General features: G+C 45.2%; 20 protein-coding genes. 7 read left to right on the top strand and 13 right to left on the bottom strand.

Annotated elements, in window-relative coordinates; genetic code table 11:
* The first annotated feature begins 156 nt into the window (after window positions 1–156).
* Complete coding sequence (locus GWC95_RS18925; protein ID WP_161820271.1) at window positions 157–954, top strand: DUF4198 domain-containing protein; 798 nt, start codon at window positions 157–159, stop codon at window positions 952–954.
* A gap of 7 nt (window positions 955–961) precedes the next feature.
* Here the strand turns inward: GWC95_RS18925 and GWC95_RS18930 are convergent, their stop codons facing one another.
* From GWC95_RS18930 to GWC95_RS18950, 5 genes are all read right to left on the bottom strand, one after another.
* Window positions 962–1,888, bottom strand: a complete 927-nt coding sequence (locus tag GWC95_RS18930; protein WP_161820272.1) for a transporter — start codon at window positions 1,886–1,888, stop codon at window positions 962–964.
* A complete protein-coding gene (locus GWC95_RS18935; protein ID WP_161820273.1) occupies window positions 1,885–2,901 on the bottom strand; it encodes a cytochrome-c peroxidase in 1,017 nt (338 codons plus the stop codon). Before GWC95_RS18935 ends, GWC95_RS18930 begins: the two co-directional genes overlap by 4 nt.
* A 4-nt stretch (window positions 2,902–2,905) precedes the next feature.
* On the bottom strand, window positions 2,906–3,685 hold the full coding sequence (locus GWC95_RS18940; protein ID WP_161820274.1) for an MbnP family protein: 780 nt from the start codon (window positions 3,683–3,685) through the stop codon (window positions 2,906–2,908).
* A gap of 80 nt (window positions 3,686–3,765) precedes the next feature.
* Window positions 3,766–4,140 carry a hypothetical protein gene (locus tag GWC95_RS18945; RefSeq protein WP_161820275.1) on the bottom strand — a complete coding sequence of 125 codons (375 nt, stop codon included), beginning with the start codon at window positions 4,138–4,140 and terminating at the stop codon, window positions 3,766–3,768.
* Between the two features lie 102 nt (window positions 4,141–4,242).
* Window positions 4,243–5,505 (bottom strand): site-specific integrase, encoded by a 1,263-nt coding sequence (locus GWC95_RS18950; RefSeq protein ID WP_161820276.1) that lies wholly within the window; start codon window positions 5,503–5,505, stop codon window positions 4,243–4,245.
* 510 nt (window positions 5,506–6,015) lie between these two features.
* Between GWC95_RS18950 and GWC95_RS18955 the strand changes: the two genes are divergently transcribed.
* Window positions 6,016–6,237 carry a hypothetical protein gene (locus tag GWC95_RS18955; RefSeq protein WP_161820277.1) on the top strand — a complete coding sequence of 74 codons (222 nt, stop codon included), beginning with the start codon at window positions 6,016–6,018 and terminating at the stop codon, window positions 6,235–6,237.
* 57 nt (window positions 6,238–6,294) lie between these two features.
* Here the strand turns inward: GWC95_RS18955 and GWC95_RS18960 are convergent, their stop codons facing one another.
* Complete coding sequence (locus GWC95_RS18960) at window positions 6,295–7,065, bottom strand: Cthe_2314 family HEPN domain-containing protein (RefSeq protein ID WP_161820278.1); 771 nt, start codon at window positions 7,063–7,065, stop codon at window positions 6,295–6,297.
* 396 nt (window positions 7,066–7,461) lie between these two features.
* Here GWC95_RS18960 and GWC95_RS18965 point away from each other — a divergent pair, with 396 nt between their 5' ends.
* The 3 genes from GWC95_RS18965 (at window position 7,462) to GWC95_RS18975 (ending at window position 11,753) form a co-directional block, all read left to right on the top strand.
* Window positions 7,462–9,930 (top strand): TonB-dependent receptor, encoded by a 2,469-nt coding sequence (locus GWC95_RS18965; RefSeq protein WP_161820279.1) that lies wholly within the window; start codon window positions 7,462–7,464, stop codon window positions 9,928–9,930.
* A 373-nt stretch (window positions 9,931–10,303) separates the two neighbouring features.
* Window positions 10,304–11,056, top strand: a complete 753-nt coding sequence (locus GWC95_RS18970) for a hypothetical protein (protein WP_161820280.1) — start codon at window positions 10,304–10,306, stop codon at window positions 11,054–11,056.
* A 31-nt stretch (window positions 11,057–11,087) separates the two neighbouring features.
* On the top strand, window positions 11,088–11,753 hold the full coding sequence (locus tag GWC95_RS18975) for a hypothetical protein (protein ID WP_161820281.1): 666 nt from the start codon (window positions 11,088–11,090) through the stop codon (window positions 11,751–11,753).
* A 518-nt stretch (window positions 11,754–12,271) separates the two neighbouring features.
* On the opposite strand, the gene GWC95_RS18980 is transcribed toward GWC95_RS18975, so the two are convergent.
* The 4 genes from GWC95_RS18980 to GWC95_RS18995 all read right to left on the bottom strand — a co-directional run bounded on the left by GWC95_RS18980 (window position 12,272) and on the right by GWC95_RS18995 (window position 20,462).
* The gene (locus GWC95_RS18980; protein ID WP_202630315.1) at window positions 12,272–13,381 is read right to left on the bottom strand and encodes a Fic family protein; all 1,110 of its coding nucleotides are present in this window, start codon (window positions 13,379–13,381) and stop codon (window positions 12,272–12,274) included.
* Between the two features lie 258 nt (window positions 13,382–13,639).
* Window positions 13,640–14,713 (bottom strand): SGNH/GDSL hydrolase family protein, encoded by a 1,074-nt coding sequence (locus GWC95_RS18985; RefSeq protein ID WP_161820282.1) that lies wholly within the window; start codon window positions 14,711–14,713, stop codon window positions 13,640–13,642.
* Window positions 14,714–14,958: 245 nt separating this feature from the next.
* Entirely contained in the window at window positions 14,959–16,092 is a 1,134-nt protein-coding gene (locus GWC95_RS18990; protein ID WP_161820283.1) for an efflux RND transporter periplasmic adaptor subunit, read from the bottom strand.
* Window positions 16,093–16,103: 11 nt separating this feature from the next.
* Window positions 16,104–20,462: a CusA/CzcA family heavy metal efflux RND transporter gene (locus GWC95_RS18995; RefSeq protein WP_161820284.1), complete on the bottom strand. Its 4,359-nt coding sequence runs from the start codon at window positions 20,460–20,462 to the stop codon at window positions 16,104–16,106.
* A gap of 275 nt (window positions 20,463–20,737) precedes the next feature.
* Between GWC95_RS18995 and GWC95_RS19000 the strand changes: the two genes are divergently transcribed.
* On the top strand, window positions 20,738–20,902 hold the full coding sequence (locus tag GWC95_RS19000) for a hypothetical protein (protein WP_161820285.1): 165 nt from the start codon (window positions 20,738–20,740) through the stop codon (window positions 20,900–20,902).
* Between the two features lie 121 nt (window positions 20,903–21,023).
* On the opposite strand, the gene GWC95_RS19005 is transcribed toward GWC95_RS19000, so the two are convergent.
* The gene (locus tag GWC95_RS19005; protein ID WP_161820286.1) at window positions 21,024–21,959 is read right to left on the bottom strand and encodes a 1-phosphofructokinase family hexose kinase; all 936 of its coding nucleotides are present in this window, start codon (window positions 21,957–21,959) and stop codon (window positions 21,024–21,026) included.
* A gap of 211 nt (window positions 21,960–22,170) precedes the next feature.
* On the opposite strand from GWC95_RS19005, the gene GWC95_RS19010 reads away from it, so the two are divergent.
* A complete protein-coding gene (locus GWC95_RS19010; RefSeq protein WP_161820287.1) occupies window positions 22,171–22,887 on the top strand; it encodes a hypothetical protein in 717 nt (238 codons plus the stop codon).
* A gap of 94 nt (window positions 22,888–22,981) precedes the next feature.
* Here the strand turns inward: GWC95_RS19010 and GWC95_RS19015 are convergent, their stop codons facing one another.
* Window positions 22,982–24,670, bottom strand: a complete 1,689-nt coding sequence (locus GWC95_RS19015) for a HAMP domain-containing sensor histidine kinase (RefSeq protein ID WP_161820288.1) — start codon at window positions 24,668–24,670, stop codon at window positions 22,982–22,984.
* A gap of 5 nt (window positions 24,671–24,675) precedes the next feature.
* Window positions 24,676–25,794, bottom strand: coding sequence for a universal stress protein (locus tag GWC95_RS19020; RefSeq protein WP_161820289.1), 1,119 nt, complete (start codon window positions 25,792–25,794; stop codon window positions 24,676–24,678).

Consider the following 25,794-nt stretch of genomic DNA (forward strand, 5'->3'; position numbering starts at 1 on the left):
ACAACAAAATATTGATTCATTAACAATTGATGGATAAATTTTTTGATAATGAAATTGACTGGCGGTAATTAAAGTAAAGAGACGGCAAATCGAGTAAAGTGTTTTACTTTCAGCACTCTTTTTGATCCTATAATATTTAACAATTGAATTCGTAAAATGAAAAAGTATCTGATAGCTATCGCATTCTGTATTATGATTGTCTCAGTTTTTGCGCATGAGTACATATTACTTGCCGCCAAGTTCAGAGTTAATGAAGGGGACATTCTTGAGATGCATTTATTCGTTGCAGACGGCTTGAACATTCAAATAGAAAGACCATACCAAAAACCTCAAACCCTCAGTTTTGAGTTACTGACCAAAAATGGAAAAACGGATCTGAGTAATTCGGAAAACGGAACGTTGCCAATTTTGACCAGGAAAGTTGATTTCACCGGTGGTGGTCTTTTGCATAGCGAGCGTAACTATGCACGCATTTCGCTGGCAACAGATAAGTTTTTTGACTACCTGATAGAGGACCATCTTGACGGTATTGCGGGTAAAGTTGACAAAACAAAAAAGGAGCAGAAAGAAAGATATACCCGCTACATTAAATCACTGGTGCAAAGTGAAAAGGATTATTCGGACACTATGTACAAAACCGTAATTGGCCAAAAATTTGAAATCGTATTACTCGACAACCCGTATAAGCTCGCAGTTGGCGGCACCTTACACGCAAAGGCTTATTTTAACGGATCTCCGATAAAAGGTAAAATCATTACTGCAAGAAACCGGATCGGAAGCGAGCCGGCGAGCGTAGTTACAGGTAGAACAGATGCAAACGGCAATTGTACTTTCAAAATAACTCGCAAGGGCGACTGGGTATTGCATGCAACACATATGATTCCATGTCCAGATAAATCCGACAGCGATTGGGAAAGTTTTTGGGCCTCTTACAGTTTTGGAATCGTCGACTGATTATTGATCACAGGCTTATTGCCAAATGTACCATAGCCCTGTTCTGCGCCCGCACAATTCCATTAGCAAGGTTCTGGCTCAAAGGCGTCTGCCAGTTAATTCCGAAGGATAATTTGCCTATCCCACTTTCAAGACCGACCGTACCCAAAAGAAGATTACCTCCGGAAACGTTCACCAACAGGTTTTCATCACGGTCCAGGTCTGAGCGTTCGTATTGCAAACCGGCATTGGGTGCAAGCAGTAATTTATTCTGTATGCGGAACTTGTAATATCCCTGGAGACTGCCATTTACTTTGTTGCCATATTGATAATGGTGCTGGTTTGCCGTATTGATCTTATAAGCAGCATTTAGGTTCACGCCAAAATCCTGGATCCTTAGATCATACATTGCGTTTAGGTTAAGATCAAAACTACCTGTACCCAGCTGGAATAGATTAGTGCTTTGGCCACCAGCTGCTTTATCAGTTGGGCTATACTTGCCGCTTGCAAATTTGAGTCCGGCACCAACCCATAAACTTTGTACAACCAATTTGGTTGAAACAGTGTGGCGCTTATTAATAAGCTCGTACAATCCTGAAACACTGATGTCCCCTAAGCCACTCTTGGTTTGGGTAACGCCCTGGTTATATTTTTCATTGAATGCGTAAGGAACCGAAGCCATAAGCCGGAAGCGGTTGCTAATATTCCAACCGCCCCAGGCCTCAAGCGTGTTGTAATGTTCTTCGGTGGTAAGATAGCTTGTTGTGCCTCCTATGCCCACGTGGGTTAACATCGAATTACTCCGGTAACGGAACCCAAAAATATGCTTCTGAAATTCAGGTAAAATGCCTATGTAATTGTTGCCCGCCCCGCAACCGCAGATATCGCAGGCGAAGCCCAAGGCCGGCAACAGTATAATCAATACGCAGACTATTATTTTATAACAATGCTTCATTGTTCTGATAATAATTTGTTGGTTACAAAAACATGGTCATTCAGCGTGTTCAGAAAAGCAAGAATGGCTGACCTTTCATCCGTAGTAAGACTGATTCCGGCTCCTAAAGAAGCGTCCAGTGTAGCCGAAGCCTGTATTCCGTTGCTGTAATGATCCAGTACCGCATCAAGCGTTAGAAATCTGCCATCATGCATATAAGGAGCGGTGAACGCGAGGTTGCGCAACGAGGGTACTTTAAAGCGATACCGGTCTTCGTTTTTTTGTGTTACAAGATACCTGCCTTCGTCATTGACCAAAGAAGGAACCAGTCCATTGTTGCGGAATGAATTATCGGTAAACAACGGTTCTTTATGACATGAACCGCATTTGGCTGCGAACAAAATGTAGCCTTTACTTTCGGTGGAAGTAAATACCGCCTGCTTACGCATTACGCTGTCATAGTGGGAATTACTGCTGACACACATCAGCATGAATTGGGAAAGTGCTTTCAGAAACTTTGCCCCGTTAATTTCTGGATCGCCATATGCTTTTGAAAACAGTTGAGGATAAGACGGGCTTGCCTTTATTTTCTTTAAAACATTGTCCATCGTTTCATCCATTTCCACATGATTGGTAATTGGTGCTATCGCCTGCAGGTCGAGATCGAAAATTCCGCCATCCCACATAAAGGATCTGTTCCATGCCATGTTCATGATCGGGGGACTGTTGCGCGTTCCCATTCTGTCGGCAATACCGTGACTTACGATATGTCCGTGGTGAGTGAAAGCAGAAGTTTGTATATGACAACTCCCGCAACTGATGGTATTGTCAGCTGATAATATGGGATCATAGAAAAGTTTCCGCCCGAGTTCAAAACCTTCTTTGGTTACGGGGTTGGAAGCGAAATGATAGGCAGGCTCTGGAAATCCTTCAGGCCGGGTAAAGCCCGCGAACGCATCTGCAACAACATCCTTGCTGCAGGCGTATAGCGCCGCAGCAAGGAAAAATATAATGATGATATGGTTGCGTTTCATACTGTTAGTTTTCAGTATGATCGTGCGTGAACATAGCTGCAATATTATTTGCAACCGGTGTACCGGCAGCAGCCGAATGTATCATTGTCACAGAAGCAAAGCTCATGTTGGTGCTGCCGTTGAATGCTTTCAACACGTCTGCAAACAGGTGAATATTCGCATTACGGGTTGAGACCACCTTGGCAGTTCCACGTGCAGTCAGGTCAAGTGTGATTTTCTTTAAGTTGTTTACGGTTGCAGCGTTATATCCGCCGAATCCGCCAACGTGATAAGCAAAACTGCCGCCTGCTGCTGATGCGCTCGTTCCCTCCACTTTAAAGAAAATGTAACCGCTGTTCCATCCCCAATACATATCAGAGGCCGCTGCGGTAGGATCAAGTACACCTATACGTTTTGAAACATCCATTGTATTGCGGAGACTGTCTACGCCCAAGACAAAACTTAATGTCTTGTATTCACCTTCCGGCACTTTTAAGACCGGCTTGAGAGATGAGGCAACACTTTCATCGATAAGAAAATAACAACTGTCTTGCGGAACGGTGTAGACAGTGCCGTCTGTTTTGGTAACTGTAAAATTGCTTACATAATATCTCAATTTAGTAACCTTAAAACTTTCGTTTGCAGCATTTGTATAAGTTGCTGTATTGAGTTGCAGATCGCTTGAACCGGCAGTATTATCAAATTCAACAGAAAGGTTGCCCGTTAGATTAGCTTTATATGTATCGACTGTTTCTTTTTTGCATGAGGCAAAAAGAATTACAGACGCAAAAAGAATGCGTTTCATTTTTTATATTTAATAAGGTGGGACAATAGAATACACTATCGAAACCTGATGGTTACGACAATTAATCATCAAAAAGTATTCTATACGGATGGCGGATGAAATACCGAACGAGGCATCTTTGATTCTTTACCAGGCTGGTAAACAGAGTGTAATAAAATATGCTCAGCAACAATAAAGTCTACCGAGAGGTAAAAAGATTTTGAAGAAAGCACGACTTCATTTTTATTATCAGACCTGCGCTCCGGATTCTGCTGATCTTTCTGTTCCTGCGCTTTCAATTTTTTCATCATCTGGCATTTGCCATGACAGGCCAGTTGCGGCTTGGCTTTGTTCTCGCAATTTTTTTCGTACGCGGCGGTATTGGTGTAATAGCTCGTCACAATCGCAGTGCGGTTGAACAACTGGCAGCAGATCGCCAGAAGGACAATAGCAGAAAGGAATTGTTTGAACAGCAAAACGATTGTTTTTTTGCAAAGGTAGGGTGCTTACTCATTCATCGGCAAATTCTATGTTGTTTTTTGAGTAAGGAATAAAATAATTTCAATTTGCTGCCAGCGTCAACTCGCATCGAGATTTTTGTCATTCTCAACGCCTGCAACAGCTTCTTTCTTTATAAAGCCCAGCAAATTCGCACTATATTTTTTCTTCATGTCATCTTCAAAACTATCGAGATAATGCGCTGTGGTTTGAACCGAACTATGGCCAAGAGATTCAGAAATAAATTCAATGCTCGCGCCCGATCGTTTTAATACTGTAGAAAATGAATGCCTGGCGGAATAGGTTGTTAGAGGCTTTTCAAATTTCAGTTCGCTGGCGATCGTTTTCAACCCCTTATTGATCCGCCAGATCAGATCTTTGATTCTTTCTCGTTCCTGCGGTGAGGTTAATCCAGTTTCAAGCACCGGAAATATGTAGTTTTCCTTTGCCTTGTTCCAGTTACCCCATTTCTTCATGATAGCCCTGATGTCATCATTCATAACAATACTGATAATTTTAGGATTGCCTCTCATGGATCTGATTGTTTTGGCTCTTTCAAAATGAATAAAGTCTCCTGAAATATCATTATACTTTAAACGTGCAACGTCTGCCATATTCATGCCGTTAGCGAAATAACTAAATAGCCAGTATGCTTTTGCTTTTGCCTCTTCCGGTGTCTTGGGTTCGTAATAGTATATCCTTCCGATATCAACTAATGCCAATGCTTTTTTGACATTCCTTCCGGTTGGAACCTGGTAGCGTCTTTTTGTGAAAGGGTAATACTCTTTCGAAATTAGATTTCTCTCTATCGCTTCATTAAATATAGCCCTAAGGCAACGGGTGTAAATGCCTACGGTAGTTATCGAGTTACCTTTTTCAAGCATCCACTCTTCGAATTTGTAGAGAAATGTTGCATCCACATCTTCAAATCTCAGTCGTGGTTTAAATTTTAATAGTTTTCGCAAGGCTACTTTATAACTCTCCGCGGTACCTATCCGGTCTTGTTGCCTAAACCTGTCCATCACCTCGTTAAATATGGTCTCTACAAAAGACCCGTCAAAAGATTTTTGTAGAAAGCGCCGCTCGAAAACCGGGAAGTTGAACGGTTTGATTTCCTTTAAGAGATGCACTGCTTTCGCCTCGGCTTCTGCAAGAATTTCTTTCTTTTGCAGTAAGTCCGCCGGTATGCGGTTCATAAAGATTCGTTTAAACTCTTCTTCTGTAAGGCTTACGCCGGTTTCATAATATTTTGAACGGCGATCGTATGTAATCCTGACCTTGACCGGGTAAGTACCTGCCACTTTTTTACGCCTGGCATCGTGGAATAATTTGACTGTAATCATGACCCCCTGATTTTTGACTATGGGTTTGTGAATAGAAACGGGTGAAATTTGCAAACAAAAAAGCCTTATTCGGTGGTCGTGCGTAGGGAAGCATGCCAAAAAGTGTGCAAACAATTTGCAAACAAAAGTACATTAAGGCAGTTTTCGAAGAGTATTGATGCGATGCTAAAATTTCGCTAAAACCCTTGCTAGTAAAGAGTTTCATTGAATTTAGGTAAAGTTGGATAAACCTGAGAAAAGGGCAATTTTGGCGCTCATAATCAGGGGGTCCCAGGATCATGCCCTGGTGGGCCCACTTCAATAATAGCAAGCGTTTCAGTAAAATGAGACGCTTGTTGTTTTTAGGCTATCGCAATAAACAGGTTCAATAGACTTGTCCACTGATTTGGCCGAAATGAGCTTTTGCAATGGGACAAATAGGTGCTCTAACCAATTGAGCTATTGGCCCGAAAGGAATTTTAATTGAGATTTTGTAAATTGAACTTATACGAATCAAGTAAAGACAAACTCATGGCTATTGACTTTTCACAATATGTGGTCAAAATGACGACCGTTGCAGACGGAAAAGTCCTTCACAAAACAGAGAAAGGATTGCTCGTTGAGTTTAAGCATAACGGAGTTCTCTTTCAGCATTGGTTTCCTGAAATCTTAACCAACTATACGGACGAATCCGTCCATTCTGTTCCAACGTTTGCCTTTGAAGAAGCGATAAAATCTAAATCGGTTAGTTAACGCGTTGCAAAATCCGATTGAATTGATCAATGATTCCGATTTAGTCTGAGAAGACTCTCAACTTGGGAATAAAGTCCTATTAAAATTTTCCAGCAGAAACATCGCTTTTTCAAATCCTTGAAGAGTTAGTTGTACCTGGGTTTTGTAGTACTCGGGAAGCGCTTCTCTTTCAGTTTGTAATCTTTCCATTTCCTCTCTCGTTTTTACTTGCAAATGTTTTTGTCTGTATTCTGTATCAGTCGTTGTATAATGAACAATTTGTTTTCGAATCGAATTTAATTTTGCGTAATCGGTTTTTTTGAACTCATTTAGCCAAATGAACTGTTCGCTTGTACGAAACTCATCGGGAACGCAGTCAAGTGCTTTAGCAAAAAAAACTTGATGTGATTTAATTCTGTCAGGGAAAAAGGAGGCAATTAAATCACCGATTCTGTCCCAAAAGTTATAAGTCTTTTGACTAACTATGTCGGCAAACATGTTATATCTTTTAGCTTCTATATTTTGGCGATTAGGAAATATTTCTCGTCCATAGAATGAATGGCCCTCGTTAAGAGGATTATTTATATGCGGTTTGTATAAGAATAAGTGCGCGGTGAAATAAATCATTTCATCAGAACAGATGAACAAATCATTTTGGAGGTCGAAATAGGTATTATGTAGATTATGCTTTATAGCATTAGATTTTGTAACCTCATGAAACCATGTCAAAATTTCTCTTCCACTAATTTTATAATCATCGTTTTCTCCTCTTAATGGTATAAGATGTTGCTCCTTATATATCTCAATAATTTTTTTTTGAAATGCCCAAATTAACTCGTGACTGTCCATTTGCAGATTAACTATTTAAGTTGATAAACATCTAATATATCAACAACAATATTCAAATTTGTTCGAATGTCGCAATGTTCAGGTTCGTTTATTGGCCGTTTTGATGATCTTTCTAAAAAAGAAGGCATTAAACCAATTGATTAGATGACTCATAAGCCACTCATAATCACGGGTCCCAGGATCATGCCCTGGTGGGCCCACACAAACGGTACAAAGGATTCTAAGCAATTAGGATCCTTTTGTTTTTCCGCTATCGCAATAAAACCTGCAATAAACGGTTTCAGAACAAAGGATTGGTTAACATTCATACGGTTAAACAATTTACCCCTTTGGGTGTTATCCATCATCATCGCCCTTTACATCCAAACTTCTGCCGTTGCAGGTTGAAAATAATATATGAGACACGCGATCACTAAGCTACCACGACTGCTGCTAACGCTGGTTTTACTTTTTAACGCCCTGCTGGCGTATACCCAGGCAAATGGCCGTTTGTCAGGCAGGGTAATTGACCGTACAACGCAAATGCCATTAATGGGCATCAGTGTTTCGTTGCAGGGCACCGCTATTGGCACAACCACCGATTCTTCGGGTTCTTTTCGTTTTGCATCGTTACTACCTGCATCGTACAATATTAACTTCACTGGTGTAGGCTATCAATCGGAAACAAGGAACAATATTGTCATCAATGCGGGTAATGAAACGAGCCTGACCATCGAACTCGAACCCGCCATCAAATCGCTTGATGAGGTGGTGGTTCGCTCCAACCGCCGCACTGCGGCGGCGGCTACGATCGAGTCGCCATTGAGCGTACAACGTTTAACCTCCGAAGAGATCAAAAACAATCCAGGCGGCAATTTCGACATCAGCAAAGTCATCCAGGCTTTACCTGGCGTAGGCGGCGGAATTGGTGGCGGTGGCTTTCGCAATGACATCATCATACGGGGTGGAGCGCCCAATGAAAATGTTTTCTACCTGGATGGTATTGAAATTCCGGTGATCAATCATTTTCAGACACAAGGGAGCTCCGGGGGGCCACAGGGTATACTGAACATCTCGTTTATCGAAGATGTAAAACTCAGCTCTTCTGCTTTTGAAGCCCGCTACGATAATGCCTTGAGTTCCGTATTCCAGTTTCGCCAGCGTACGGGCAATTCTGATCACTTGCAGGGGAATGTTCGCCTCAGCGCCACCGACCTTTCCACTACACTTGAAGGGCCTTTATCAAAAAATAAAAAAACAACATTCCTCGCTTCGGCACGGCGGTCGTATCTCCAATTGCTTTTTACGTTGATCGACCTGCCCATACGTCCCAACTACTGGCATTTTCAAACCCGGGTTACACACAGGGTCAATGAGAAAACAACGATCTCTTTTATCGGGCTCGGGGCCATTGACCAGTTCAGTTTTGCAAAGCTAAAAAATACCACCCCCGAAAAATTGTATGTTCTCAATTCAAACCCTTTCATTAACCAGTGGAACTATACTGCTGGCGTTACTTTGAAAAGACTGATCAACAACGGGTTTATCAACATGGCCATCAGCCGCAACACTTTCGACAACGACATCCAGCAATACGAAAACAATGAAACCAGATTGCCCAGTGAAAAAACATTGGATTACCGCTCGCGCGAAACCGAAAATAAACTACGGATCGATGTGAACAAATACCGGAATGGTTTGAAATGGGCCTATGGAGCGTCTGCGCAATTGACAGAATACGGCAATAATACGTTCAGTGTGATACGCCGCGAATTAAAGGACAATGCAGGAAACGTTATACAGCCCGAAGAAAGCGCCATCTTCAACAGCCCGCTTAAAAATTTTTGGCGGTTCGGCGGTTTTGCGCAGGTAAGCCAACGTTTTTTTGACTCGCGTTTGGGGATCAGTGCAGGTGTGCGTACAGATATCAATACATTTACAAAAGGAGGGAACGATCCTTTTAAAACACTTTCTCCCCGGGTGACTTTCAGCTACTTATTGGCAGAACGCTGGACAGCCAATGCCTCTATTGGCCGGTATTACAAAATATCTCCTTATACTATTTTAGGTTTTGCCAACAACAATGGGTTGCTGGTTAACCAGGCCAGCGAGTATCTCCGCAGTGATCATTATGTTGTTGGTGTTGAATTTTTACCCAGCAGGGATTTACGTTTTACCGCCGAACTTTTTTACAAAAATTACGACAACGTGCCCGTATCGGTACGCAATGGAATCTCCCTTTCCAATCTTGGGTCCGACTTCAACGTATTGGGCAATGAAGCAGTAACTACCAATGGCAGGGGACGGGCTTTTGGCTTTGAATTCTTTGCACAGCAAAAACTGTCCGATCGTTTTTTTGGTATTCTTTCCTACACGTATTATCGTTCGGAGTATAGTGGCCGGAACGGGAATTATGTTCCGAGCAGTTGGGACAACCGGCACCTGTTGAGCGCCACGATGGGATACAAACTGGGCCGTAATTGGGAAATCGGCTTGAAGTTCCGGTTCCAGGGAGGAGCGCCTTACACACCTTTTGACGAAACCGCTTCGCGGGCAAATTTCCTGTCACGGGGCCAGGGCATTTTAGATTACAGCAAGCTGAATACGTTGCGGTTGAACAGTTTCAACTCCAGCGATATCCGCATTGATAAAAAATGGAACTTTCGGAAAACAACAATCGATCTCTTCCTGGATGTAACCAACTGGTACCGTGCCAAAAGTTCTGAACCGGATAGTTATGCGTTTAAACGCACTGCAGACAACAGTGGTTTTCTAACCTCCGATGGGCAGCCCATAAAAACGAATGGCAGCAATGGTATTCCCGTGCGTATTACGAATAGCGATGCGTCGTTTATTCCGTCGGTTGGTTTTATCCTGGAATTTTAAAGCGGGAGATAGGCGGTTGCCGGATAAATCTATAATGATAAACACACTAAAAGTCGCCATGAGTCCTGCAATATTCAATTAATTACGTCACTCCTTAGCCCCCGTTATCACGATTCACAGGATCATGCCTTGGTGGGCCCAGCCGTTTCAAAATATTCCAGTGCCAGCGGGTATTGCTATGACTAAACTTTATTTTTTCCATTCAGCTCCTTTCAATAGCTTAGTTACCGGAAACTTTTTGGCACTCCTGTGCCGCATTCTGAATTTTTCCTGATTTCCACATATCCATTTATACATAGCCAATTTAATAATGACGGCCGAGGGACTTGCCCTGCTGTGCCGTTAGTTTACCGTGTTAAAACAAACCGCACATATGAAAAAAATGATCCTTAGTTTAATGACTGTTGTTATCACAGTCGCTTCCTTCGCACAGGATGCAACCCAACTCCGCCGCGAACGTATTCAGGCTGCGTACATGCTGGCCTTCGGCCGCGCACCGCAGGATGGCGAGATTTCTTACTGGCAAGGCCGAAATGAATCCAACAGCATTGCCGATCTTTTAAGGAGTCATAAAACCTATATCGGCCAGGACGTTACTACCCGCACCGCAGCTATACGGAGGGCATACATAGATGCAATAGGCCGCAACCCTTCTGCCGATGAAATTAAATACTGGTCGGCCTACAACCAGACTTATACTGAGCTCATGAAAAACCATGTACAATGGCTTAGCAGTAATCCGTCCGAGTATGAGAAAGTAATTAAAAACTCATACCAGTTTGTTCTGAACCGACAGCCGTCTTCTGCAGAGATTACCTATTGGAAGGGGCAAGGCGTACTTTCTTACGCCATGTTGGTGGGCTGCCATGAGGATTGGAAAAAGAAAAATCCACCCAGTGCGCAGAAAACATCCGGCAAGACTGAGATATCATCCAGCTCTGGTTATCTTTCTGTAGTTGCGCTTTCGGCAGGTATTGCTGCAGAGGCGAGAATTGCAACCGGGCTTACATCATCCCCCGGAAGTAATATGGTGGCTGCCGGCGGCGGTAATATGGTGGCTGCAGGTGGCGGTAATATGGTAGCAGCCGGGGGAGGCAACATGGTGGCTGCAGGTGGCGGTAATTAATTAATAACTGAATTAACACAAACTGTTACATATGAAAGTGCTCGGTTTATTCTGTATAAGCATTCTGCTTTTTTCCTGCTCTTCAAGCGCATCCAAGGCACCCGCTCCTTCCAAAGGTACACTCTATCTGCAGAGCTATATCGTGGGTGGGCTCCGTATTGGTTGGTTGTGGCTGGGTGATGATGGAACTTTTGTTCGCGATCCAAAATTTGGCGTTGACCCCGTAAACACCGCGATGGAAAAAGAACACAATGCCGCCAATGCCGGCACTTACACCAAAAACGGCAATGTTATAGCGGTAACTTATTACAGCGGTAAAAAAGAAAACTGGGCCATGGAATACGACAAAGGCAAACTCAATACCATCGATGGCTGGTTTGTTGCCCCGCAAACAGGCTTGCCGGCCAATTACAAACTGGAAGGAAAATTTTCTGCAAACTTTCATATTGGCTATGTCAGCAAACAACAAACCTATACATTCAATAATGATGGCACGCTAACGCTGTCAGGGCAGGCTACTATTAACACAGGCGCCGCAGGAGCGACGGCTTCCGGTAGTGCACAAAAAGGCACTTATGTAATCAAAGGAAACACAATAAACATCAGGATGGCCAACGGTGATAATTCCATTGCGGTTATTGGCTTTCTGCCGGGCGCCAAACCGGCCATCATTATCAATAATGCGATGTTCAAGTAGGAATTTACTGCGTCCACGCACTTTGAGATGGAACATATGCTGTTGTTATATAAAGCCAAATAGCCAATTGCCATCATCAAATGAAAAGAGATCAGCACAGTGTGCACTGTCGACTCCCGAAACGCAAGAGCGGTAAATGCCCGATGCTTTCAGGCTCACCAGCTGCAGGTTTCACATCCGTCATCGGAGTGGAATTATCTGTGACATCCTGGAGCTCATGATCAGGGGGCTCCGGGATCGCGCCTGGGTAGGCCCACGCAGAAAAAAAGCAGTTATGAAGATTGATTTCATAACTGCTTTTTTTTGCACTACAACTCTTCCGTAACATCCTTTTACCTGTTATTGACAAATATTTGCTGGTTGTTGAATTCCGCCGCCGAAACATTTATCCGTTACTGAATATTCGTGAATTTACTAAGAGTAAAAGCCCCTTCGTCCCTATTGGTTTTACTTCTTTGGCAAATATGTTTGTGGATATAAAATACAGACCGAATCCGAATCAGTTGATCATTGTGGATTTACCTTTCGTTATTATCCCTCAACACATAGCTCGTACTTCTACCACCTGCATCTTCTTTTACAAGGATTCCTTTGTCCATTAAATCCTGAATATCCCGCAAGGCTGTATCAGTAGAGCATTTTGCAATGCTTGCCCATTTCGATGAATTCAGTTTTCCATCAAAGCCATCGAGTAATTTGTTCAACATGAGCCTTTGTCGATTATTGATCTCAGCATCATTCACATGATCCCAAAACTTCGTTTTGCGATTTACGTCTTTCAATGTGCTTTCTACTTTATCAAGTGAACGTCCGAGACAATTAAGAAACCACTCAAGCCATTCGGTAATATCTAACGCGCCCTTCTGCGTTTTCTCCAGCATATTATAATAATCGTTTCGCTCGATGCGGATCTGCGCTGACATACTATAAAATCTTTGCGTTGTTTTCTCGGCGCGGGCAAGTTGCATATCGGCAATTGCGCGCGCAATGCGGCCGTTGCCATCTTCAAAAGGGTGAATGGTTACGAACCATAAATGAGCAATCGCCGATTTCAAAACAGGGTCAAGGTTCTGTTCACCATTGAACCAATCCAGAAACGCGGCCATTTCTTTTGGAAGCGCCCTGGCATCGGGCGCCTCAAAATGGACTTTTTCTTTGCCTATGGCGCCGGATACAACACGCATCGGGCCGTTTTGACCGGTTCTCCACGCGCCAACGGTAATTTTGAACAGACCGCTTCGCCCGGTTGGGAACAAGGCCGCTTGCCAGCCATATAAACGATCTTCTGTAAGAGGCTGATCGAAATGTTGGGTGGCATCCAGCATCAACTCAACCACGCCATCCACATTACGATCCGAGGGTACAAGTCCGCTTACTTCCATTCCCAAGTGCCTTGCTATGGATGAGCGCACCTGGTCAACATCAAGGATCTCGCCTTCAATTTCACTCGATTTAACCACCTCCTGGGTCAGGTTTTCAAGTGCCGCTTCTGCCCTAACCGAAAAACCCAAAGCCTCCATCCTGCCCAGCATTTTGCCCTGCCGGTGGCGTACATCTGCCAGTAGATTTGCCAGGGCTTCGCTGTTCCAGGAGAATTTGGGCCAGTCCTTGTGTTCATGGATATACATTATTCGCCGCTTTTCTGCGGCGAATATACCATTTATTCGCCGCATAATCAAAATTATTCGCCGCGCCGATGCGGCGAATACTGCGTTTATTCGCCGCATTTTCTTGAAAAACGGATGTAAAGTGATTTTACCAACTCCCAAGTCGGCATTTCATACCAAATCCATTTCGTTGCCTCTGCGTGATTTTGAAGAATTCCTGGCCCTGATCAACGCGACCGGATTTTTTGTCTCCGGAAACCATCCGGCATTTATAAATTCTTACAACTTCCCCAACAACTTCTCATACGCATCCGCATAAGCCTGCATACCCAGATCGGTTGGATGGGTATAGTCTACCGTGCCGTCTGAGGGAAATGCGATGGTGGCATGATCGAGGTAGTACAGGTTGGCAACGCCGTTTTTGAGCAGCTGCTGATACGCTTTTTGCTGGGCCAGGTTCATGCGTTGCCAGGCCGTTGCTTTCGCCGTATCCGTCTGGTCGTTGGTATAGCCGGCATGATCGGTCAGGATGATGGGTGCGGTATGTTTCGACCGGATCGTTTGCACGCCATTCAACACCCGATTATAAATCTCCTCATCGGAAAGACTGCCCATGTTGGGGAGACAATCAAAAATAAAAACCTTCGCATCTATTTCCTGGATGAGATCCACCACCGCTTTTTCAAATGGCCCATTGCCGGAAAAAGCAAGGTTCACCACCGGGTAATTGAGTTTGCGCGACAATATATTCGTCCAGCCCATTGCCGGCCGCGATGCACAACCGCCTTGCGCAATGGATGTGCCGTACACAACAATGGGCCTTTCTTTGCGCGCAGGGATGAACTCAAAAGAACAACTGTCGGGCACACCGATCTGCATCCATTCAACCGAGTTGTATAAGGGCAGGAACAACCTGTATTCAAACCCTTTCGGCAATGCGGCGCTGGTTACCAGTTGTTGGTACCTGTAGCGAACCGTGTCTGCAAAACGATAACTTCCCGCAGCGTATTTCAGGGCGCCGCCCGGGGTTACCGCGTACAGGTCTACACCCGAAACACCGGTGGCCGGCATATGGTTCATGGCAAAGCTGCCTTTCACTTTGTACCTTACAACGATCTCAGGAGAATTGGTGTAAAAATGAATGGCCAGTCCTGCGGTGTGGTGCGACAGCTCCCATACCGCCTTACGAACGGTTTTCTCCGCCCGTTCCGGAAACCGCTCGAAGCGGTTGCCGATTTCCGCACCCCAGGCCTGGTTTTGCAGTACCGGGAAGCCGGCAGCAGCAGGGTTGTTCCATTTGGTTTGTGCTTGCAGTGTACCTATAAAACAGAGAGAAAAGAAAAGTAGACGCATAGATGGTTGTTTCTTGAGATGGGTTCCGGCGATGGTTCCGGTTGCGTAAGATAATTATCTTTTTTCAAGGTTGATCCGAGGTATGAATCCAAACTTTGGTCTCCGCACAGTGTCCTCCATAACCAACAGGACATGACCGTTCTCCGCAAATGTTTCCCAATGTTGACTTTGCGGAGAACAGTTCACTCGTTTTTTTATGAAGGCGACGCTTTGCAGAGAAGTAATACAATGTGTTTTACATCTCGCTACTCCTCCGCCGTATTCTTCATCTTCATCAACAAAGTATACGCACCCTTCGTTACAAAAGACTCATTTTCGTGCTTCGGATCAATAATGATTTCAGTAAACCCTTTCTCGGTAACACCTGCCTGGATTTCCACCATTTCAAATTGATGCTTACTCTTCGCAATGAATACATATTGCTTGTTTGCAAAACGCACAACTGATTCTTCGGGCAGCGCTTTTACATTGTTGTTCTTAACTTCAATATCTGCATTCATAAACATGCCGGGCAAAAGCGTTTTATCGTACTGCTCAAAGTGACAATGAACCATCGTACTCCTTTCAGCCGACAGGTCCTTGTTGATCAGCAATATTTCAGAGGGATGTTTCTTTTCCGGTTGCGTATTTGTATACGCCAGCAGCTTTTGACCAATGAAAAGCTTATCGATATCCTTTTCAAAAACCGTAAGCGCCAGGTGAATATCCGTTGGATTGACAAGTTCAAACAACACGTCCGACGGTGTTACGTATTTCCCGATATTGACGTTTACTGCAGAAACATAACCGGCTATCGGTGAATAAATATTGATGCTTCGTGAAATGGTATTAGCGGTAATCTTAGCCGGATTTATGCCAATCAGTTTTAATTTTTCTTCCAATGCTTTCATCAAAACATTCTGCGATTGGTACGCTGCTTTGGTTTGTTCAAAAACCTTATCACTCGTAGCCTTGCTTTGGTTCAGCTCACGCTGGCGGTTGTATTCACTTTCGTTGTAGGCAAATTGTGATTTTGCCGTTAGATAATCCTGCTGGATCTGGATGTATTGCTGGTCCTCTATCACAGCCAACACCTCTCCCTTTACCACATGGGTTCCCGGCAGGAGTTTGGTTGATTTGAGGTAACCGCCCAGCGGAACGCTGACCGAAACCATGTTCTGAGGAGGCACGTCTACCTTTCCGCTCACTTTCAATACAGAAGACAACGATTGCGTTGAAAGTTTAGCAGTCTGTATGCCCGTATTCTGCAATTGCGCATCTGTGAGTGTAACGGTGTTTCCATTTACTTTTATATCCGGCTCTTTTGCTTCTTCTTTTTTTTCACCGCCACAGGATGATAAGAGCAAAGCCATCGTTGAAATAATAAATACCTGTTTCATCTGTGTTTTTGTTATTTGATGATAAAAGAATTGATCTCGATAATACTTTCGTTCCTGTTTCTAACCGCTTCCAGGTAATCGCTCTGGATGGCCGTGGCCTGGTTGATCAGCATTACCCAATCGAGGTAACTGATGTCGCCGCCAAGAAACTGTTTGTTTGCGGTGCCGGTGATCACTTCCACATTCTTCAACCCGGTGGTTTCAAAATAGCGAACGGCTTCGGCATATTTCTGGTAAAGGCTGAACGCCGACCGGTATGCCGACTCCATCTCTTTGGCCTTTAACTGGTAATCATTGGCAACAAGCACCTCGTTGGTTTTCGCGGCATTGATCTTTGCGCGCTGACCGCTGGTAAAAATGGGAAGTCCCAAACCCACCTGAACAGATTGAAATTGCGGCACACCGTTGTATGTTTTGTTGTTTGCACCAACACCGCGGATACTTGTAATGTTGTAACCGATCGTGATATCCGGTAAGAGCTTCGATCTTTCCACCTCCGTGGCGGCCATTGCGATCTGCTCCTGTTGCTTTAAGTATTGTAAGGCAGGATGCGATCGCAGTACTGCGGTGTCAACAGCTGTAATAATTGTTGCTTTGAACTCTTTTTCATCCGGTACAAAAACAACATCCGTATTAAGCAACACCTGGAACTGCAATTGCTGCAGGTCAATATCGTGCTGCAACAGCGATAGCTGCAGCGCGATCTGCCCGCGTTGGTTTTCGGCTGTGGCCTTTTCAAGAACATTGCTTTCTCCTTTATCAAACCGGAGCGTCGCCCTTCTTAAAAATTCCGCAAAAAGGCTGTCGTTCTTTTGCATGAGGTTCTTCTTTTGCTGCAGGTATACCAGGTTGTAATACACTTGCGCCACTTTCTTTTTCAAAACGGCTTCCGTTACGTTAACATTGAGCACACTGCTTTTCCATTCTTCTGTGAGAAATGCTTTTTGCGCGGCGTACACTTTTGGGAAACTTATGGTTTGAGCGATGCCAAATTTGGTATCGATGTAGGCGCTGTTGATCTGGCCAAAATCACCCATCAATCCTGCTGCCGGGATAACCTTAGACGTTTTGATCATCTGCTCCCTGTAAGCCGAACGCAACCTTTCATTTTTTACAGACAGGTTATTTTTTAACGCAGTATCGATTGCCGCATTGAAACCAATGGTTGATTGTGCATGGGCCTGTTGCAGAAAGCTTGCCGAAATGAGTAAAAGCACTGCTGCTACAACAACCGGTTTCTTTTTTCTGAATGAAAAGCCATTTTCAAACATGATGTAAAGGATTGGTAATACAAACAAAGTGAGGAAAGTTGCAATCAATAAACCACCGATCACAACCGTTGCAAGCGGCCGCTGTACCTCTGCACCTTCGCCGGTACTCAGCGCCATGGGCAGGAACCCGAGCGATGCCACAAATGCCGTCATTAACACCGGGCGCAACCTCGTAGCCGTTCCTTCTTTGACGATCGATCCCAGGTCGCGCGCTGCGTCTTCCCGTTTCAGCCTGTTGAATTCTGCAACGAGTACGATGCCGTTCAATACCGCAACACCAAACAACGCAATAAAACCGACACCCGCTGAAATACTGAATGGAATGCCACGTATGGCAAGTGCAAATATGCCTCCGATAGCAGACAATGGAATGGCCGAATAGATCAATAGTCCTTGCTTCATTGATTTGAAAGCGAAATACAACATCAGCAGAATGAGCAGCAGGGAAACAGGTACCGCGATACTCAATCTTTTTTTCGCCGCTACAAGATTTTCAAATGCTCCGCCGTATGTGATGTAATAACCCGGAGGGAGTTTGAGTTGTTGATCCGCTTTCAACCGTAGTTCCTCAACCATACTTTGCACATCGCGGCCGCGCACGTTAAAGCCTACAATAATTCTCCGCTGTGCGTTTTCCCGCTGGATCTGGTTGGGGCCTTCTACCACGTCTACTTTAGCAATGGTATTGAGCGGTATTTGCGAGCCTTGTGGTGTTTCGATCAAAAGGTTTTGTATATCGGTAACATCTTTGCGCTTCTCGCCACTCAACCGGACCACCAGTTCAAAACGTTTCTCGCCTTCGTAAACAAAACCACTGCTCTGTCCTGCAAAGGCTGTGTTTACAATTTTGTTTACATCACTGATGTTAAGACCGTATTGCGCAATCAGCGCCCGGTTGTATTTGATCACTACCTGTGGCATTCCGGTAACGGCCTCAACATACATCCCGCTTACTCCTTTCACCGTGTTACAGATGTCAGCGAGCTTGCCGGCGTACATCGAGAGTGTATCAAGATCCTCACCAAATATTTTACAAACCACATCCTGTCTTGCACCGGAAAGGAGTTCATTGAAACGCATGGCAACAGGATACTGAAATCCGAAAGTGACACCCGGCACGGCTTCCAGTTCTTTGGCCATTTTCGCTTCAAGCTCCTCGTACGTATGTGCGGAGGTCCATTCTTTGCGGTCCTTTAAAATGATCATCATGTCGGTCGCGTCTATCGGCATCGGATCAGTGGGCACTTCACTGTTCCCTGTTTTTCCAACGATCTTTTCAACTTCGGGAAATTTGGAAAGTATGATCCTCGAACCTTTGGAAACAGCATCTATAGAAGTATTCACACTACTGCCGGGAAGCACACGGGTTTCCACCGCATAATCGCCTTCGGGCAACGACGGAATAAATTCACCTCCCAAACGGGTTAATGTAAATACCGCAACTGCAAACAAGGCAATCACAACGCCAATGACGAGTTTGGGTATTTTCAAAACGTTTTCCAGTGTATGCCTATACGAACGCTCCACGCGTTCCATCATTCGATCTGAAAAGACCTTCTTGTGTTTTATCTTTTTTGAAAGAAAAAGTGAACTCATCATCGGGATGTAAGTCAATGAGAGTATGAATGCACCAAGCAATGCGAAGGCAACCGTTTGCGCCATTGGCTTGAACATTTTTCCTTCGATGCCCTGCAAGGTGAAGATCGGGAGATATACGATGAGGATAATGATCTGCCCAAACACCGCGCTGTTCATCATCCTGCTTGCTGCGGATTGAACCTCGGTATCCATATCGCCCTGCGACAATTTATTGCGCAGTTGAAATTTTTTACTGTACGCGAGTTTGTGCATCACGGATTCAACGATGATCACCGCACCATCAACGATCAGGCCGAAATCAAGCGCGCCCAGGCTCATCAGGTTACCGCTGACCCCGAAGAGATTCATTAGTATAATGGCAAAAAGCAATGCCAATGGTATAACAGAAGCTACGATCAACCCGGCGCGCAGGTTTCCAAGAAAAAGAACCAGTACAAAGATCACGATCAATGCACCTTCCATCAGGTTTTTGCTAACGGTACTGATGGAATGGTTTACCATTTTGGTGCGATCGATAAACGGGTCGATGATCACACCTTCCGGCAATGTTTTTTGTATCTGCGCGATGCGATCCTTGATGTTCCTGATCACTTCATTACTGTTGGCTCCCTTCAGCATCATCACCACCGCACCGGAAACCTGCTGTACGCCGTTGTACGTCATTGCGCCATACCTTGTTGCACTTCCGAACTGAACCGTGGCTACGTCGCGAATAAGTAACGGCGCTCCGTTCTTCATGTTCTTCACAACAACATTCTGTATGTCTTCGATGCTTCCGGCCAATCCTTCCGTTCGGATAAAAAGTACGGTCGGGCCTTTTTCAATATAGGCACCACCCGTATTCTGGTTGTTGTTTTCGAGGGATTTGAAAATATCATTGATGGTGATGTTATTGGCCAGCAACCGGGCAGGATCAACCGCGATCTCGTACTGCTTTAAAAAACCTCCGAAGCTGCTTACCTCTGCAACACCTTGTACGCCCAACAATTGCCGGCGAACGATCCAGTCCTGTATGGTACGCAACTGCATGGCATCGTATTTTCCTTCGTAGCCTTTTTTGGTACGAACCGTATATTGATAGATCTCACCAAGCCCTGTGGTAACGGGTGCCAGCGTAGGCGTACCAAATCCGTTCGGGATCTGGTCCCGTGCCTGCTGCAGGCGTTCGGCAACCTGCTGACGCGCCCAATAGACATCCGTTTTATCGTCAAACACAATGGTTACAACCGACAGGCCGAACCTGGAAAAACTCCGGATCTCTTTTAAGCCGGGTATATTGTTGTTGACCTGTTCTATCGGAAAGGTGATCAGCCGTTCAACGTCGGGTGCGCCGAGCGCCGGAGTGATCGTTATTACCTGTACCTGGTTGTCGCTGATATCAGGCACGGCATCAATGGGTAGTTTGGTAACTTCATAGCCACCATATCCAATCAGGGCGATGATAAACAGCCCGATGATGAGTTTCTGTTTGACAGAAAACTCAATTATTTTTTTGAGCATAGTTAAATCTTGTTAATCATGAAAGCACAGTGAACAGCACCCTGCCAATGGGGTACTATAAACAGCAACAGTAAAGGCATCGCTTTACGGTAATGAATAAAAATCAAGAGTGATTAACAAGCACGGGGAGGTTGCCAGATCCTGGAAAGAGCGGAAGGATAATGTGATTGCTCTGTGTAATGATTCTTTACAGTAACAGGTAAAATGGACTCTAAGGTGCAATCAAACCCTGTTGATAGGGAACAAAAAACAGGTATCTGTGAAATGCCCGTGTGATGAGATTTGAAAGGAAGGTTCTGGTGATCATTGGCATGATGCTGGGAAGATGTGGATGGCGTGTGCTCTTCGGCATAATGTTCATGCAGGAAAGCCAGCAGGGATTTACCTGCATCATCCTTATGATGTTCTATGTAATGATGGATCAGTACAGGCAGCTTTAATAGCTGCTTCAGTTCCGTATTCGCAAACAGGAAAACGAGCAAAAATGATATCGCGGTTGCCTTTTTCAGTGTTTCAAATATACCGAATAAGTTTAAAAGATGATGCTTTTTACAGGTTGATTCATCCCCCTTGCCCTATCACGCTATACAACCGCTCCGTATCCGCCTTACTACACAACTCCGTGCCCGGATGCAGCGTAGCCGCAGTGCCTGCAGCAACGCCATAGGCAAGCATGTTTTTTTCGGAATAGCCGTTAACAAGTGCGTACAGCAATCCAGCCACCATACTATCGCCGGCGCCTACCGTGCTCAGCACTTCCACTTTTGGTGGTTTGATGTGATGATGTCCATTGCCTGTAACGAGTACCGCTCCATCGGCACCCATAGAAACCACGATCATTTCACAGCCATGGTTTTCAATCAGTTTTTTACAGGCGCTGACCGCATCTTCAAGATTCAGATCTTCTTTACTGCCGGTTAAGGAGGCCAGTTCCCCGAGGTTGGGCTTAAGCATGAACACACCTTCCTGAACAACTGCCTGTAGTGCCGGCCCGGAAGTATCTACGACCAATTTAATTTTTTTTTCGCGCGCCAGTGCGGCGAGTTTTGTATAGAACGCCGGCGGAACACCGGGGGCCAAACTTCCGCTGGCCACTATATAATCAACATTTTTTTCATCACCGATTTTGTTAAGCAGCTCCTGCCACTCCAGCGGTTCAACGTTTGGGCCATCCATACCGAAACGGTATTGTTTGGTTGAGGTGGTGTCGAGCACAATGAAATTCTCACGCGTGTTTCCTTTGATCTCAACCGGGCGGCTGGTAACATGCTCTTCATCCAAAAGTTTCGAGAGTTCCTTGCCGGTATAGCCGCCGGCGAGGTAGAATGCTTCGGCTTCCTGTCCCAGCTTATGCAATGCCCGGGATACGTTAATGCCACCACCACCGGGTTCTGTCTTTACATTGCTTGCTTTCAACTTTTTTTCGGGAACCAGGGCCTGTACGGTAATGCTTTTATCGAGGGCGGGGTTGAGCGTAAGTGTTATGATTTTTGCCATGTTTAGGCTGCTTTTTTAGCGGTGGTTAGCAATTCAATATCACGTATTGGCCATTCGCAACACATGGGGCAACACATTCGCCCGGCAATGCTGCATTTCTGAACAGGCACATCAATTGAATTAACTGATGGAAAGCTAAACAAATCCGCAACAAAAACCGTCCCGTTATTGGGGTGGGGTATACCTTCGTATTGTAAAAAAATTGATCTGCATGAATAAGATTTACCCACGCCTTGTTGTGCCTTTGATTATGGTCGGTATTTTTTCGTGCCAGAGCATTAAGAAATCGTCCAAGTTTGGTCTTACAGAAGGATACTACACCGCTAAAAGAAAAGGAGGTGATGCGGTGCCCGTATATTTATTTCCCGATGAAGATTCTATAAAAGTATACCGCAAGCAAAGTCCGCACTTCAATGCAACTGACTCCACGGGATCTTTATTCATTGCTTTTCCCGGGGTGGTCCGGGCAGTCAAACCCCAGGATTACTTTCTCAAACAGGGTACGTTCGATATTGACATCCTGTCGATACTATTTAAATACCGGCCCGCGATTTCCGGATTTCCCAACCAGTTAAATACCTCGATCCTGAACGGCGCCTTGTTTCTCGGATACCGGACCGACCTTTATAAGATCAACTACAATGAAACGCCCTTTGGTGCTTATCGAAGATCCGTTACGCATTACGGTTTCAGTTTTGGTGTATTTACAGGGTTGGGTGCCTCAAGGATCGACCCCTCGCAAGGCGCCCTCAGCATTGAATACGACGGATTGGTGAACCCTTCCGGCCTGGCAGCAATTCTGGCCGTAGACAAATTTACCTTCGGCCTCACATACGGTGTGGATCATCTGATCGACAAAAATCACCGCTTCTGGATCTACCAGGGAAAACCCTGGATAGGGCTTGGTGTGGGGTTGAACCTGAATTAATTGAAATGGAATACACAGCGTGAGCAGCCCATCCACTATTCTCACTTCAGAAACAAATATTGTATCGGTGCGGGGTTTGCGATCTTGAAAGTGGTCATGCCAATGGCAGGCTAAAATAAAAACGGCTCCCTTGCCCCAATTCACTTTCTACCCAAGCCTTACCACCCATGGCTTCAATAAATTCTTTGCTGATTGAAAGCCCCAGGCCCGTTCCCGTTTTTTCGGTGCCCGGCACCTGGTAAAACCGGTCGAAGATCCTGGCCAGGTGCTCATGCCCGATTCCTTTGCCCCTGTCGGTTACACTTATCACCATGGTGTCCGTTTCCCTTGAAACCTGAACGGTAACGGTACTGCCTGCAGGAGAATATTTAATTGCATTGGTCAGTAGATTGGTCAGCACCCAGGCTACTTTTTCTTCATCCGCTTTGCAAAGCAGGGGTTGGTGCGCAAGCAGCGTGTCTATCAAAACCTGTTTCTGCTGTGCCGCAGCGGTAACCGCTTCCACCGCCCTCTTAACGGGCACAGAAGCATCGATCTCTTTGATATGCAGTTGTATTTTCCCGCTTTCTACCTGGGATAAATCCAACAACTCACTCAAAATTTTCAGCAGCCTTTGATTGTCGGCTTTCAGGTTTTGCACCAGTTCTTTCTGCTCGGTGTTCAAGGGGCCCACGCGTTCGTCTTCCAGCAGTTTCAAACTAAAATCAGACGCTGCAAGTGGTGTTTTCAGTTCGTGAGATACCGTGGCCATGAAATTGGTTTTGGCCACATCCAGCTCTTTGTAGGGCGTGATGTTTTTCAAAACAGTCATTTGCCCGATGGTGCCTTCACTGTTATTGATGGGGATGGTTTCTTTTGTGAAGAACTGTTCCTTTGTATCTACTACAATTTTAAAAGGCTGGTCGCTTTCTTCGGTCATCAAAAACCTGAACAGGTCATTCTGTTCCCGCAACAGTTTTTCTTTTTTCCCGATCACGGCTGTTTCGGGAAGATTCAGCAATTGGAGCGCCTGCGGGTTTGCAAAAAGGATCGTTCCATTTTTACCTATGCCAATACTGGCATCCTGCAAAGAATTGATGACCGCCTCCGCCCTTTGTTTTTCGAACAAAATCCGGGCGAGATTGCTGTGTTCAAATTTATCCAGCTCTTCTGCCATGTTGTTAAAGGCCGCGGCCATTTCGCCAAACTCGTCTTTCCTGTTCAGGTGTATCCGTTCGGAGTATTTCTTACCGGCGATCGCTTTGATACCTTCGGTTAATGTAACGATGGGGTTGGCAATGTACCCGGGGAAATTGTATACAAACACAAGGCCCACGATCGCACACAAGGTCAGCAAAAGGGTTATGATGAATTTTGCGCTGTCCGAACTGTGATTGAGCATCTTGTTCTTTTCGGATATCGCCAACAGGTTGATCTGCATGATCGCACTGATGTCGTTGCGCACAGCCTTTTCATGTTCCAATGATCCGGGATGATCCTGCAGCGCGTTGAAGTCGCGCCGTAGTTTACGTGTTACATATTCTTCACCGGGTTCGGTAATATTGGATTCCTGCCCGCGCATGTTTTGTTCAAACATTGCTTTCTTTCCTTCCGGGTCGGTATCGCGGTTGTCCATCGCTTCGAGCATACCTTTGGTATAGTCGAGTGTTTCATAATTTTCCTTTAGTATATCGCGCTGTTCCGAAGTGGATCGGTTCAGGTAAAAGAAACCGGTGCCGCCCACCAGCAGCAGCAACGTAAAGAGAAACATCACCCCAAGCGTAATTTTTGTTTTCAGTTTCATTACCGCTACGATAGTATGATCAAATCGATGTCATTAACACTTAACTCCTTCAGCAATCTATTGAACACACTTGTGCTCAGGATCACCTGGAAAAGACTGAGATGTGGCTTGCCGATGCAAACCGTTGTGATCTCTTTCTCTATACAGGTTTGCATGATGGCTTCCGCGATATTGGTATGCTTCACCTGTATCACCTCCGCCCCTGCCTCGGTTGCCGCCTTAAAGTTATTACTTAAATGCCGTTGGGCTGCAAGGGGAATCCTGTCCAGGCTTTCTTTTGGCGTCTGAACATATAAAACATACCAGTTGCTGTTGTAATAACTCGCAAGCCGCGCTGTTTTTCGTATGATGTGCTGCGATGTTTCTGCATTGCTCGAAATACAGGCGAGAAATTTTTCGTGCCGCAACAATTTGTCCCGGGTTACTTCATGGTCCACTTTTCGTTCTACCTGCCCGGCCACTTCCTTCAAAGCCAGTTCGCGCAACTGGAGGATCTTTTCGGGAAGAAAAAAATTCTGCAACGCCTGCTGCACTTTTGTGGAGTCGTAGATCTTCCCTTCTTTCAAACGGGTGATCAGTTCGTCGGCGGTAAGGTCTATGTTAACCACTTCGTTCGACAATTGCAAGATTTTATCAGGCACTCTTTCCTGCACCTCTACACCCGTGATCTTCTTTACTTCCTGGTTGATGCTTTCAATATGCTGGATGTTAACAGCGGTGATCACGTCGATACCTGCATCAACAATATCGAGCACATCCTGCCATCTTTTTTCATTCTTGCTGCCCGGGATATTGGTATGCGCCAGTTCATCCACGATCACAACAGAAGGTTGCAACAGGAGGATGCGTTGCACATCCAGTTCTTCGAGCCTTTTACCCTTGTAGAAAACTTCCCTTCGGGGAACCAGTGGGAGGCCGTCGAGTAACGCATGGGTTTCTTTGCGGTTATGGGTTTCAACATAACCGATCTTGACATTTACACCCGCATCCATCAACCGCCGTGCTTCCTGCAGCATGCGGTAGGTCTTACCCACACCAGCGCTCATACCGATGTAAATTTTCAGCCTGCCCTTTTTTTCCCGGTCAGGTGTTTCCAACCACTCGTCAGCCGGTTTGTTTTCCAT

Source organism: Sediminibacterium roseum, assembly GCF_009939005.1.
Taxonomy (GTDB): domain Bacteria; phylum Bacteroidota; class Bacteroidia; order Chitinophagales; family Chitinophagaceae; genus Sediminibacterium; species Sediminibacterium roseum.

Coding starts and splice junctions, on each gene's coding strand:
- GWC95_RS18950 (WP_161820276.1), bottom strand. CDS start 5,505: ATGATTACAGTCAAATTATTCCACGATGCCAGGCGTAAAAAAGTGGCA.
- GWC95_RS19000 (WP_161820285.1), top strand. CDS start 20,738: ATGAGATTTGAAAGGAAGGTTCTGGTGATCATTGGCATGATGCTGGGA.
- GWC95_RS18980 (WP_202630315.1), bottom strand. CDS start 13,381: ATGTATATCCATGAACACAAGGACTGGCCCAAATTCTCCTGGAACAGC.
- GWC95_RS18925 (WP_161820271.1), top strand. CDS start 157: ATGAAAAAGTATCTGATAGCTATCGCATTCTGTATTATGATTGTCTCA.
- GWC95_RS18935 (WP_161820273.1), bottom strand. CDS start 2,901: ATGAAACGCAACCATATCATCATTATATTTTTCCTTGCTGCGGCGCTA.
- GWC95_RS18940 (WP_161820274.1), bottom strand. CDS start 3,685: ATGAAACGCATTCTTTTTGCGTCTGTAATTCTTTTTGCCTCATGCAAA.
- GWC95_RS18985 (WP_161820282.1), bottom strand. CDS start 14,713: ATGCGTCTACTTTTCTTTTCTCTCTGTTTTATAGGTACACTGCAAGCA.
- GWC95_RS19005 (WP_161820286.1), bottom strand. CDS start 21,959: ATGGCAAAAATCATAACACTTACGCTCAACCCCGCCCTCGATAAAAGC.
- GWC95_RS18955 (WP_161820277.1), top strand. CDS start 6,016: ATGGCTATTGACTTTTCACAATATGTGGTCAAAATGACGACCGTTGCA.
- GWC95_RS18965 (WP_161820279.1), top strand. CDS start 7,462: ATGAGACACGCGATCACTAAGCTACCACGACTGCTGCTAACGCTGGTT.
- GWC95_RS18975 (WP_161820281.1), top strand. CDS start 11,088: ATGAAAGTGCTCGGTTTATTCTGTATAAGCATTCTGCTTTTTTCCTGC.
- GWC95_RS18930 (WP_161820272.1), bottom strand. CDS start 1,888: ATGAAGCATTGTTATAAAATAATAGTCTGCGTATTGATTATACTGTTG.
- GWC95_RS18990 (WP_161820283.1), bottom strand. CDS start 16,092: ATGAAACAGGTATTTATTATTTCAACGATGGCTTTGCTCTTATCATCC.
- GWC95_RS19020 (WP_161820289.1), bottom strand. CDS start 25,794: ATGGAAAACAAACCGGCTGACGAGTGGTTGGAAACACCTGACCGGGAA.
- GWC95_RS19015 (WP_161820288.1), bottom strand. CDS start 24,670: ATGAAACTGAAAACAAAAATTACGCTTGGGGTGATGTTTCTCTTTACG.
- GWC95_RS19010 (WP_161820287.1), top strand. CDS start 22,171: ATGAATAAGATTTACCCACGCCTTGTTGTGCCTTTGATTATGGTCGGT.
- GWC95_RS18960 (WP_161820278.1), bottom strand. CDS start 7,065: ATGGACAGTCACGAGTTAATTTGGGCATTTCAAAAAAAAATTATTGAG.
- GWC95_RS18970 (WP_161820280.1), top strand. CDS start 10,304: ATGAAAAAAATGATCCTTAGTTTAATGACTGTTGTTATCACAGTCGCT.
- GWC95_RS18995 (WP_161820284.1), bottom strand. CDS start 20,462: ATGCTCAAAAAAATAATTGAGTTTTCTGTCAAACAGAAACTCATCATC.